Annotated in this window: 10 protein-coding genes; 4 read left to right on the top strand and 6 right to left on the bottom strand. The window is 61.4% G+C overall.

Annotated elements, in window-relative coordinates; genetic code table 11:
- Positions 1-377: 377 nt before the first annotated feature.
- The 4 genes from BEN48_RS16375 to BEN48_RS19210 all read left to right on the top strand — a co-directional run bounded on the left by BEN48_RS16375 (position 378) and on the right by BEN48_RS19210 (position 4,564).
- Positions 378-1,952, top strand: coding sequence for an ABC transporter substrate-binding protein (locus BEN48_RS16375; protein WP_070736111.1), 1,575 nt, complete (start codon positions 378-380; stop codon positions 1,950-1,952).
- A gap of 2 nt (positions 1,953-1,954) precedes the next feature.
- Positions 1,955-3,022: an ABC transporter permease gene (locus tag BEN48_RS16370; RefSeq protein ID WP_070736109.1), complete on the top strand. Its 1,068-nt coding sequence runs from the start codon at positions 1,955-1,957 to the stop codon at positions 3,020-3,022.
- Entirely contained in the window at positions 3,010-3,999 is a 990-nt protein-coding gene (locus BEN48_RS16365) for an ABC transporter permease (protein WP_125932700.1), read from the top strand. Before BEN48_RS16370 ends, BEN48_RS16365 begins: the two co-directional genes overlap by 13 nt.
- A gap of 403 nt (positions 4,000-4,402) precedes the next feature.
- Positions 4,403-4,564 carry a hypothetical protein gene (locus BEN48_RS19210; RefSeq protein ID WP_158010229.1) on the top strand — a complete coding sequence of 54 codons (162 nt, stop codon included), beginning with the start codon at positions 4,403-4,405 and terminating at the stop codon, positions 4,562-4,564.
- 163 nt (positions 4,565-4,727) lie between these two features.
- Here BEN48_RS19210 and BEN48_RS16360 read toward each other — a convergent pair whose 3' ends face one another.
- From BEN48_RS16360 to BEN48_RS16335, 6 genes are all read right to left on the bottom strand, one after another.
- Positions 4,728-5,633, bottom strand: a complete 906-nt coding sequence (locus tag BEN48_RS16360; protein WP_070736106.1) for an SDR family oxidoreductase — start codon at positions 5,631-5,633, stop codon at positions 4,728-4,730.
- 40 nt (positions 5,634-5,673) lie between these two features.
- Complete coding sequence (locus tag BEN48_RS16355; protein WP_070736104.1) at positions 5,674-6,330, bottom strand: peptidylprolyl isomerase; 657 nt, start codon at positions 6,328-6,330, stop codon at positions 5,674-5,676.
- Between the two features lie 66 nt (positions 6,331-6,396).
- Positions 6,397-7,320: a hydroxymethylbilane synthase gene (hemC, locus tag BEN48_RS16350; RefSeq protein ID WP_070736102.1), complete on the bottom strand. Its 924-nt coding sequence runs from the start codon at positions 7,318-7,320 to the stop codon at positions 6,397-6,399.
- 175 nt (positions 7,321-7,495) lie between these two features.
- The gene (locus tag BEN48_RS16345; RefSeq protein WP_070736100.1) at positions 7,496-8,626 is read right to left on the bottom strand and encodes a DNA polymerase III subunit; all 1,131 of its coding nucleotides are present in this window, start codon (positions 8,624-8,626) and stop codon (positions 7,496-7,498) included.
- The gene (locus BEN48_RS16340; RefSeq protein WP_070736098.1) at positions 8,623-9,834 is read right to left on the bottom strand and encodes a GlmU family protein; all 1,212 of its coding nucleotides are present in this window, start codon (positions 9,832-9,834) and stop codon (positions 8,623-8,625) included. The genes BEN48_RS16345 and BEN48_RS16340 overlap by 4 nt, the downstream gene beginning before the upstream one ends.
- 170 nt (positions 9,835-10,004) lie before the next feature.
- Positions 10,005-10,274, bottom strand: a complete 270-nt coding sequence (locus BEN48_RS16335; protein WP_035557454.1) for a type B 50S ribosomal protein L31 — start codon at positions 10,272-10,274, stop codon at positions 10,005-10,007.
- Positions 10,275-10,291 lie beyond the last annotated feature (17 nt).

The raw sequence follows: 10,291 nt of genomic DNA, 5'->3' as shown, positions 1-10,291 counted from the left end.
CGATTGGCAGCGGCGGGCTGGGCAACGACGTGGCGGCCATCGGCAGCGGCGGCTGGGGCAACGACGTGGCGGCCATCGGCAGCGGCGGCTGGGGCAACGACGTGGCCGCGGCTTAAAAAGCGCAGGAGTAGCCTCCCGTTTCATGCCTATCTTGCCCTCCTGCTTTCGCAGTAGCTGTTTAGGCACCTCGCATGACGCAACACTCGCTCAGAAAATTGCTCTGTATCACAATCGCAGGATTGCTCTACAGTTGCTCTCCTCAGCGTGCTGATACTGATGTCATTCGGGTAAGATGGTCCCATGACCCGGAAACGCTGGACCCGTTCCAGTTCTCCAATCAGGCATCGCTGGATGCCGTCAACTTATTACACCTCGGGTTGCTGGAAGTCGATTTAACCCGACTCAAATACGCGCCCGTACTGGCCGAAAGCCTGCCCACCACGCACTTAATTGGCGATTCGCTCACCGAGCTTCGCTACACCCTACGAGCTGCGGCCGCCTGGGACAATGGGTGCCCCGTGCTGGCCAGCGACGTAGCCTTCACGCTGAAGCTGATGTTTTGCCCGGACCTGCCCAACGAGGCCGCCCGCGCCCGCTTCGGTTTTATTGAGGACATAACGACTACCGCGACTGCTCCGCGCCGCTTCACGCTGGTATGTCGGGGGCAGTCGCTGGAGTATTTGGTGGCCTCGGGAGACTTCCCCATTCTGTCCGAAGCAGCTATTGACCCGCGCGGGCAGTTGCGTCGCTACTCGTTGCGGGCTTTGCAGCGCCGGCCAGTAACGGCACCGGCCGATACCGTGCTGCTGGACGTGGCCCGGCGCTACCGGGCCGCCTCGCCGGACCAATTGCCCGGTCTTTTGCCAGGCTGCGGCCCATATGAATTGGTAGCGTGGGAAAGAGACCGGTACCTCACCCTCCGCCGCAAAACCAACTGGTGGCCCGACGCCCAGCTACAGCCCGTGCCCGCGGTGCTGCAGGCATTACCCAAACAGCTGGAATACGTCATCATTCCCGATGCGGCCACGGCCACGCTGGCCCTGCGGCGCGGCGATTTGGATGTGTATCCGCAAATGCCCGCACGAGAATATGCGCGCCTGCAAACTTCCCCCAGCACCAGCAACCCACTCAGGCTGTATTCCTCGCTTTCCTATAGTGTGGTGATGGCGGGCTTTAACACCCGGCAGCCGGTCTTGGCCGACGCCTTGACCCGCCAGGCTCTCAGCCATTGCTTCGATGCGGCCGGCCTGCTAGAAGCCACCCAGATGGGCGCGGGCACCCGCACTGTGGGCATCCTGAGTCCGGCCAATCGCATTAATTACAACGATAGCCTGGCGTTGATACCTTTCGACCTCAAACGTGCGGCAGCCTTGCTGCGCCAGGCCGGGTGGCAGCGCGGCCCCGAAGCCGACGCCGGATGGGTGCGCGCAGTGGCCAACCGCCCCCGCCAGCAGTTGGCCCTCCGGGTGCGGTACCGGGCCGAGGAGACCTTATTTGCGACCGTGGCCCTGCAATTCCAGGCGGCAGCAGCCAAAATAGGTGTGCCGGTAACGCTGCTCCCCACCGAATCCGGGACTTTTTCGTCTTCCGTGCATACTGGCGACTTTGATGTGTATGTGCGCATGCTGAACGGCAACCCCTTCATGTTCAACTTCACCCCCATCTTCCACTCCGAGGCCATTGGTGCGGGCAACACCACGGGGTTTGATACGCCAGCCAGCGACCACCTTATTGAGGCGATTACCACCGCAGAAACCGAGCAGCGCCGGGCCCACCTCCTGCGTAGGTTCCAGGCCCTGATGCAGCGGGAAATGCCCGTGGTGCCGCTGTTCTTTCTACCCAACCGGGTGGCCGCCAGCAGCAGCCTTACCGGTCTGCAGGTTTCCAGCCTTAAACCCGGCTATGCGGTGAAGACCTTGGTGCGGGCGCCGCAGCCTTCGCCTGCTCCGTAAGCATGGTTGGCGTGGCACTTCGGCGGCTGGCCCAGACGGGACTTGCGGTGTGGGCACTGGCTTCGGTGGTGTTTCTGCTGAGCTACCGGGACATCGATGCCGCGGTGCGGCTGGCCCTGCCCGATGCCACCGAAGCCACAGCCGGCCCGGGCGCTGGCAGCGCCGCGGACCAGGCCACCCAGCAAGCCGCCTTACGCCAGCGCCTAGGGCTCGACTTGCCCCTGTTTTACCTAAGCCGCACCACCGACCCGCAGCTGCATTGGGTGAAATGGCGCTGGAACGGTGCACACAACCAGTACCACCACTGGGCAATGGGACTCGCGCGCGGCAACTGGGGCGTTTCGTTCCGAACGGGGGAAGCCGTGACGGCCCGGCTGGGCCGGGCCTTGTCGTTTACGCTGCCGCTAACGGGCACCGCCGCTTTCCTGGCGGTGCTGTGCGCTTTCGGCTTAGGGCAGCGCCTTGCTAGGCGGCCGCGGGGGCACTCTTTGCTGCAGGCTGCCCTGGTGGTGCTGCACGCGCTGCCCCTGTTTGTGGTGGCTTTAGCGCTGCTGCTCACCCTGGCAAACCCGGAGGTAGTAGCCTGGTTTCCAGCCTACGGCCTCCAGGCCGCCGATGCCGGCCTTGATACCTGGAGCCAGGCAGGCCAATATGCGCTGCACTTGGTGCTGCCCGTTGCGGCACTCACGCTCACTGCGCTGCCTGAGCTTACGCTGCATCTGTCGGGGGCCCTCACCCGGGAGCTGCGCAGCGACTACGCCACCACCGCCCGCGCCAAGGGCCTGACCGAGCAGGCCATTATCCGCCATCATGCGCTGCGCAATGCCCTGCTGCCTACCATTACCCTCATTGCGGAGCTGCTTCCGGCCCTGGTAGCGGGCGCCGTGGTGGTGGAGGTAGTGTTTGCGCTTCCCGGCATGGGCCGGCTGCTGGCTGATGCCGCCGCCGCCCGCGACTACCCCGTGTTGGTGGGCGGGATACTGCTGATAGGAGCGGCCCGGCTGCTGGCCCTGCTCCTGGCTGACTTGGTTTATTTTTGGGCTGACCCGCGCATCCGGTGGCACTCCTGACCCCTGCTTTCCGTCGTTGGTCGCAGTGGCTGGCCGTGCTGTGGCTGGGCGTAGTGGTGCTGGTGGCCGCACTGGCGCCGGTGTTGCCATTGCCATACCCGCCCAACTCGCCGGACCTGGCCAACATTGCTACCCCGCCCTTGGAGGCCGTAGGGCATTGGCTGGGCACCGACCCGCAGGGGCGCGACGTGCTGAGCATCCTGGTGTTTGGGGCACGCACGGCGGTGTTGCTCACGCTACCCGCGGCGGTGCTGGCGGCGGTGCTGGGAGCTTTGGCAGGGGGCGCGGCGGGCTTCTGGGGCAATGCCACCCGGCTGGCCGTGCCATATTGGTTGCTGGGCGGTGGCGTGGGGTGGTGGGCCCTGCAACTGCCCGTGCCCCTATTAGGGCTGGTAGTAGCTGCCGTGGGGCTGGGCATGGCCCTTCTCTTTGGGGTGCGCAAGCAACGCTTCCCCAGCTGGCCCATCCCGCTCAATGCGGTGGTAGTGGGCGCTGCCACTACCCTGGACACCGTGCCCCGGCTGGTGCTGGTGGTGGCCATGGCGGCGGGCACGGGCGTTTCCATTCCGGGCTTGCTCGTCTTGCTCACGCTCACTTCCTGGCCACTTCCGGCACGGCTGGTGCGGGCCCAAATGCTGCGAGTGCGCACCCTGCCGTTTGTGGAGGCCGCGCAGGCAGCTGGCATTTCTCCGCAACGCGTGTGGATGCGTCACGCCTTGCCACACGCCTTGCAGCCGCTACGCACGTCTCTTCCGCTTAGCGTGGCGGGACTTTTGGGTCTGGAGAGCACACTGTCGTTTTTAGGCATTGGCCTGGCGCCCGATGTGGCCAGCTGGGGGCGGCTAATGGCCACCATCAGGAACGAGCCCAGTGCCTGGTGGGCTTTCGTTTTCCCGGCTTTATGCCTGATAATAAGCATTATAAGCCTCAATTCCCTGAGCCGACATCGTGCTGCTCAAGAGAAATTATTGCCGTAGTGTTGAGGCTCAAGCCCGCAAAAAAAAGGTCGCAATCTGGGGTGGTGAGAGGGGTCCCAATGTCACAAATGCGTGTTTTTTTCGAGTGATACAACCTTAAACCTGTCCTTTACAAGCACGACGCTATTTGGTGCAAATCAAATCGTTGACTAAACATATCACTGCAGAAGCATATATAAAACTCGGTTTTAAGGAGCAATTAATTGTGTTTTTTCAGCAGAAATAACAGGTTTTGCTTGTCTCATTTTCAGTAGTTATGTCCTTTTTCTAGACACAAAGCGCCTGTAACATTGTATGGCCTTACGGATGACTCGTCCTGTAATGCCACCCTACTTGCTCTCCTCTCTCTACCTAATTTGTTATGTATCTGCTTATTTATCCCTCTCTAGTCACTGCCAGGCGTATGAATACGCTTGTTCAGCCCGCTCACACTGCCTCGGTTGGTGTCGACTTTGTTACCCCCGACGGTATGATTGTGCCCCGTGCACTGGCCGAAGCCGCGCTACATGCCCGCACTGCCGTGATGGTAGGCGGCCTGCTGGTGGGCGTGTGGCCCCAGTCTTGAATTTCCTTTCCCGCTACTAATCCAGCCTGTTACTTTTTCAGCTTCTAACTCATCCTATCCGACTTACTTCTCTACCCATTCTATCCAGGTATTGTAATTTCTGCTCACTGGCTACCCCTGTTGAGTTTTAACCCGCCGTCTACCCCGGCGGGTTATTTTTTACTCAATTCACAGGGTTTTGGACTGCTACGAGGGCCACGCCTTCGGCAAACGTGCGTGGGGCATAGCCCAATTCGCGGCGGGCCTTACCGATGAGGAAGCCCGTGCGGGCCGGGCGCCGGGCCGGTTGCGAAAACGTGCTGGCATCTACTTTGGTAAGCAAGCGTTTATCAAGCCCAAAATAGTCGGCCACGTGCACCGCCATGTCGTACGGTGTCAGCATTTCGTAGCCGCTGAGGTGGTAGATGCCCTGTGCGCTATGGTGGGCCAGCAGCCAGCAGCCTTCGGCCAGGTCCTCGGCCAGGGTGGGCGTGCGCCACTGGTCAGCCACTACCTTAATGGGGGTGCCGGCGCGCAGGGAATCCCGCACCCACAGCACGATGTTGGTGCGGCCGTAGTCGTGGGCCACCCCATACACCAGCACGGTGCGGGCAATGGCCCACGGACTGGCACTGCCCTGCACCGCCCGCTCGGCGGCCAGCTTGCTTTCGCCATACACGTTGATTGGGCCGGGCACGGCCTCCTCGGATAAGGGCCCGGCGCTGCCGCTGAAAACAAAGTCGGTGCTCAGGTGCGTGAGGTGAACGGCGTGCTCCGTGCAGGCCTGCACCAGGTTTTCCACGGCTGTCACGTTTTGCAGCCAGCACGCGGCCGGGTGCAGCTCGCACTCATCCACATTGGTCATGGCCGCTGTGTGGATAAGGTGGGTGGGGCGCTCCTGCGCCAGCACGCGCCGCACCTGGGCGGCATCGGTCACGTCCAGGGTCAGAAAGCGCACGTCGGGGTAGAGCCCGGCAAGCTTGTTGGCACCGCGCGAGGTGGCTACCAGCTCCACCCCGGCCTGCTGCCGGAGCCGCCCCACCAGTTTCTGGCCCAGCAGTCCATTGGTGCCCGTGAGGAGGAATTTCATGGTTGCTGCGGGCTTAGTCTATTGGTTATTAAAGAGTGAGTCAGCGGTACGTATAGCCGTACAGCTCCGCTATTTTCTTGCGCTTGAGCTTGTCCACCTTCAGGGTCATTTTGATGTCCGCAATGGGGCGGTCGCGACCATCGCGGGAGAGAGCCGCGATTTTACTGATTACATCCAGGCCCTGTATCACCTGGCCAAAAACGGTGTACTGCCCGTCGAGAAAGTGGGTTCCTTCCCGGTTCTCGACGAGGTAAAACTGGCTGGCGCTGCTGGCCCGCTCGGGATTGGCAAAGTCGCCCTGGCGGGCAGCGGCCAGGGCCCCAAAATTGTGCTGGTGCCCGGCGCTGATTTCCGCAGGAATGGTGCCCTCGCCGGGCTGGCCCAGGCCGTCGTTGCTCGGGTCAGCGTCTTTGGAATTGGCATCGCCGCCCTGAATCATAAACCCGGGAATGACGCGGTGAAACGTGGTGCCGTTGTAGAAACCACCCTTGGCTTTCTTCAGGAAATTCTCTTTGTGCCGCGGGGTGTCGTCAAATAAAATCAGTCGAATGACGCCCTGCGAGGTGGTGACGGTCACTACCTCGTCCTTGTTACTTTTTTTGCCGGGATTGCCGGGTTTGCTGGCAGCCAGAACCGGGCCGACTAGCCATAGTAGGGCCAGAAACAACAGGCCCAGGCGTTGAAAGGAGAAATTCATAGCAGGTATAATGAAATAAAAACAATGGCAAAAATACAGCCAGCACCGAACAGCGGCATTGAACAGCTAGCCCCGGTGCTGGCGGATGCTGGCCAATATCTCGCGCCCGCCCCGGTTCAGTACCGAGTCGGCCACGGCGATGCCCAGCGCCAGCACATCAGCGGCGGGAGCTTCCTGAATTTCCTCCACGTATTCCTCGCCGCTGAGGCTGATGAGGCCGCCGTGCAGCCGGACCACGCCGCCAGCCAGGGTGGCGAGGGCGAAGGACGGGATGCTGCACCCGCCCTCCATGGTGTGCAGAAAGGAGCGTTCGGCCAGCAGGCAGGTGTGGGTTTCGGGGTGGTCCAGAGCCGCTTTAAGCTGAGCTTTGAGGCCTTCGTCGAGGCTGGCAGCGCACTCGATGGCGATGCTGCCCTGGCCGGTGGCGGGCACAAACCGGTGGGTGGGCAGGGTGGCGCGCACCAGGTGGTGGTAGCCCATGCGGTGCACGCCGGCGTAGGCCAGCACCAGCGCATCAAATTGCCCTTCCTCCAGCTTGCGGAGGCGAGTCTGGAGGTTGCCGCGGGCTTCGGCGGTGCTGGCTTCGGGGTAGAAACGCCGAAGCTGGGCCTTGCGGCGGGTGCTGCTGGTGCCCAACACAATGCCGGGTTTATCCAACGAAAACGCCTCGTTGAAGCTCAGCACCACATCATTTACCTGCTCCCGCTCCAGGAACGCGAGCAGTTCCAGGTCGGCCGGGATGGTGCTTTGCACGTCTTTGGCCGAGTGCACGGCCAGGTGCGTCTCGCCCCGGCGCAGGCTCACTTCCAGCTCTTCGGTAAATACGCCCTTGGCCCCTATTTTGGCCAGCGACCGGTCCTGGATAGCATCGCCGGTGGTTTGCATGGGTACGATTTTGGTAGCAAAACCAGCTTTCTGGAGCAGGCTGGCCACGTGTTCGGTTTGCCACATGGCGAGGCGGCTGGCACGGGTAGCGAGACGAATGGTCATAGTTGGATGTAATCGTTAGACCGTCATGCTGAGCGCAGCCGAAGCATCTCTACCGCAGTAGTAACTGTGATTAGTGTTGCAGTAGAGATGCTTCGGCTGCGCTCAGCATGATGTTCTTATTTCTTTTAATAACTACTTCAGTGACAAGATGCTTCCTTCGTCAGCATGACAGTCTTCAAACCTTCATAAAACCGCCCAGTCGCAGGGAGCTGTCCACGAATACCATTCGGGGGTTGGCATTGCGCTCGATGTGGTAGTGCGCATCGGTCAGCTCTTTGGTCAACAGGTCGGCGTTGCGGGGCGTTACCAGCTTGGAGAATTTGGTCACAAAATCCTGCTCCCCGGCCGGCAGGTGGGGCACAAATTTCGGGTCGATACCAAAGAGTAACACTTTGCGTATCAAGCCCAGCGCGTAGCTCAGCAGCTCCTTCTGGCTTTCGCGGCCCAGCTTCTGAAATTCCTCGCTCTGCTTCAGGATATCGGCCGCTTTGTAGCTGTAGGCCATGCGCATCCATTTCACGAAGAACTCGAAGTAGTTATGGTCGGCGTTAGCGTCGCGGCTGGCGATGGCGGCGCCCAGGCTACCATCGGCCAGCTGCGCCACTTGGCGGGCCTTGGCCTCGGGCACGTGGTAGTGGCCGTGGAGGTAGTCGGTGATGTCGTTTTCCGAGAACGGGCGCACCACCACCGGCTGCACCCGGCTGATGATGGTGGGCAGCAGCTGCTCGGGCGCGAAACTCACCAGCAGGAAGATGGTGGAAGGCGGAGGCTCCTCCAGCAGCTTGAGCACGGCGTTGGCGGCGGCCGGGTGCATGAGCTCGGGCAGCCAGAGAATGACGATTTTGAAGCGGGCCTCAAAGGCCTTCAGGCTCACCAGCTTGAGGATTTGCACGGCTTCGTCCTTGGAGATGTTGCCCTGCTTGTTTTCAGCCCCAATGTGCTGCATCCAGTCGTTGAGGCCCTGATAGGGGTTGTCGAGCACGAAGGTGCGCCACTCGGCCATGAACTTGCTGCTCACCGCATCCTTGGTCACCGCTTTGGTAGTGGTCACGGGCAGCACGAAGTTGAGGTCGGGGTGGGCCAGCTTGGCGGTCTTGGTGCAGGCCGGGCAGTGGCCGCAGCTATCCTCGGCATCGGCGGGGCGCGCTTCGCAGTTCAGGAATTGCGCGTAGGCCAGGGCCAGGGCCAACGCCGCGCCGCCCTCGCTGCCCCGGAAAAGCTGGGCATGCGCCACGTGCTGCCGCTGCACCGACTGGCGCAGGAGCTGCTTCACGGCCGCTTGGTTGGGGATTTCGGCGAAGGTCATGCGTTGGCCTTTTCCCAGATTCTATCCTTGGCGGTTTCATCAAAAACCACCTGCATGATTCCCTGCTCCACCTCATCATAAGGCAAGGCGCGCCGGGCCATTACCCGCTCGGCCACTTCGGCTACTTTGGGCAGCTTGAAGGTCTCGAAACCAGCCGCGCCGCCCCAGCTGAAGCTTGGGATGAACGTGCGCGGGAAACCCGCCCCGAAAATATTGGCCCCCACGCCCACCACCGTCCCGGTGTTGAACATGGTGTTGATGCCGCACTTGCTGTGGTCGCCCATCATCAGGCCGCAAAAGGTTTGGCCGGTATCTACGAAACGGGCCGCTACATGGCTCCAGACCTTCACGGAGGCGTAGTTATTCTTTAGGTTTGAAGTGTTGGTATCGGCGCCTAGGTTGCACCACTCGCCAATCACGGAATTGCCCAGGTAGCCGTCGTGGCCCTTGTTGGCGTAGCCCAGCAGGATGCTGTTGCCCACTTCGCCGCCCACTTTGGAGTGTGGGCCCACGGTGTTGTCGCCGCGCATTTTGGCGCCGGCGTTGATGTGCGAGCCTTCGCACAGCGCCAGCGGCCCCTTGATGATGGCGCCCTCGTGCACCTGCGAGTTTTTGCCCAGGTAAATGGGGCCGTCCTCGGCATTGAGAATGGCCGCTCGGATTTTCACGCCGGGCTCAATAAATATGTTTTCGGCGCCGTACACAATGGTGTGCGGGTCGTTCACCGGCTCGGAGGTACGGCCGTGGGTGAGCAGGGCGAAGTCGCGGCGGATTTCGGCGCCGTTGCGCAAAAACAGGTGCCACGGCCGGCTAATTACGGTGACGGGCTCGGCCACCTGCCGGGTTTCGGGCAGGCCGTCCTGTATCAGCTCGGCCACCTGCGAGGCATCGGCGACGCAAGCTGCTACCAGCAGGTCGTCGCTGTAGAGGGCCTGGCCGGGCTGCAGGGCCTGCACCTGGCGCGTGAGCAGGTCGTCGGGGCACACGGCGCCGTTGATGATGAGGGCCGGGCCGCTCACGTCGCCCGCCGGGAACTTGGCTTGCAGGTAGGGCTGGGTGAGGTGGCCCACCGATGCAACCCCCAGACGGTGCTGCCACTTCTCGGCCAGGGTAAGAATGCCGCAGCGCAACGCCGCAACCGGCCGCGTGAAGGTGAAAGGCAACAGGTGCGGCCGAATGGCCGGGTCGTCGAAGAGCAGAACGTGCATTGTTTTTAAAGCTGTTAGCTAATAGCCGCTAGCGGTTAGCTTTTTGTGAGCAGACCCAAATTTACGGCAAGCTGCTGAGCTCAGGCCATAAAAAAACTCCTTCCGGCGGAACCGGAAGGAGTTTTGAGAAGCTAACAGCCATCAGCTTTAGGCTGATAGCTAACAGAAAGCTATTCTTTGTTGGCGCTGCTCTGCTCTTTCTTGGCGTAACGGCTACGGAATTTCTCCACGCGACCGGCGGTGTCGATGAACATGTTTTTGCCGGTGTAGAAGGGGTGCGAGGCGGAGCTCACTTCAATCTTCACCAGGGGATAGGTTTTGCCGTCTTCCATCGTGATGGTGTCGGTCGGCTTCATCGTGGAGCGGGTGATGAACTTAAAATCCGAGGACGTGTCCTGAAACACGACTTCCTGATACTCGGGGTGGGTCTCTTTTTTCATATCGGGGGCCAGTTTTA

Origin of the sequence: Hymenobacter glacialis, assembly GCF_001816165.1 — a bacterium.
In the GTDB taxonomy this organism is placed as follows: Bacteria; Bacteroidota; Bacteroidia; order Cytophagales; family Hymenobacteraceae; genus Hymenobacter; species Hymenobacter glacialis.
The sequence above is the reverse complement of the archived record's forward strand: the minus strand, read 5'-3'. Positions and strand labels throughout refer to the sequence as shown.

Excerpts from the sequence above, each read along its gene's own strand:
- BEN48_RS16370 (WP_070736109.1), top strand. The coding sequence starts at position 1,955 with ATGGTTGGCGTGGCACTTCGGCGGCTGGCCCAGACGGGACTTGCGGTG.
- BEN48_RS19210 (WP_158010229.1), top strand. The coding sequence starts at position 4,403 with ATGAATACGCTTGTTCAGCCCGCTCACACTGCCTCGGTTGGTGTCGAC.
- BEN48_RS16360 (WP_070736106.1), bottom strand. The coding sequence starts at position 5,633 with ATGAAATTCCTCCTCACGGGCACCAATGGACTGCTGGGCCAGAAACTG.
- BEN48_RS16355 (WP_070736104.1), bottom strand. The coding sequence starts at position 6,330 with ATGAATTTCTCCTTTCAACGCCTGGGCCTGTTGTTTCTGGCCCTACTA.
- hemC (WP_070736102.1), bottom strand. The coding sequence starts at position 7,320 with ATGACCATTCGTCTCGCTACCCGTGCCAGCCGCCTCGCCATGTGGCAA.
- BEN48_RS16345 (WP_070736100.1), bottom strand. The coding sequence starts at position 8,626 with ATGACCTTCGCCGAAATCCCCAACCAAGCGGCCGTGAAGCAGCTCCTG.
- BEN48_RS16340 (WP_070736098.1), bottom strand. The coding sequence starts at position 9,834 with ATGCACGTTCTGCTCTTCGACGACCCGGCCATTCGGCCGCACCTGTTG.
- BEN48_RS16335 (WP_035557454.1), bottom strand. The coding sequence starts at position 10,274 with ATGAAAAAAGAGACCCACCCCGAGTATCAGGAAGTCGTGTTTCAGGAC.